Below are 251 nucleotides of genomic sequence, written 5' to 3' on the forward strand. Positions count from 1 at the left end.
ACATCACCTATTTTGCCGCAAACAATCGCTTCTCTTACAACCATTCAATCTGGACCAACGATAACGTAATTCAAGCCAATACCATTAATCGCATTGTTACTTTTGGTGATAGCCTTTCTGATACTGGGAATCTATTTAACGGATCTCAATGGGTTTTCCCCAATGCGAATTCATGGTTTCTGGGGCACTTCTCAAACGGTTTGGTTTGGACGGAATATTTAGCCAAAGCCAAAGATGTGCCTCTTTATAAC

General features: G+C 40.6%; 1 protein-coding gene. It reads left to right on the forward strand.

Annotated elements, in window-relative coordinates:
• Positions 1-251, forward strand: a 251-nt coding sequence (locus AB4486_RS28700) for an SGNH/GDSL hydrolase family protein (protein WP_372120233.1), incomplete at both ends; no start/stop codon positions are given.

This window comes from Vibrio sp. 10N.222.55.C6 (genome assembly GCF_041473395.1).
In the GTDB taxonomy this organism is placed as follows: Bacteria; Pseudomonadota; Gammaproteobacteria; order Enterobacterales; family Vibrionaceae; genus Vibrio; species Vibrio crassostreae_C.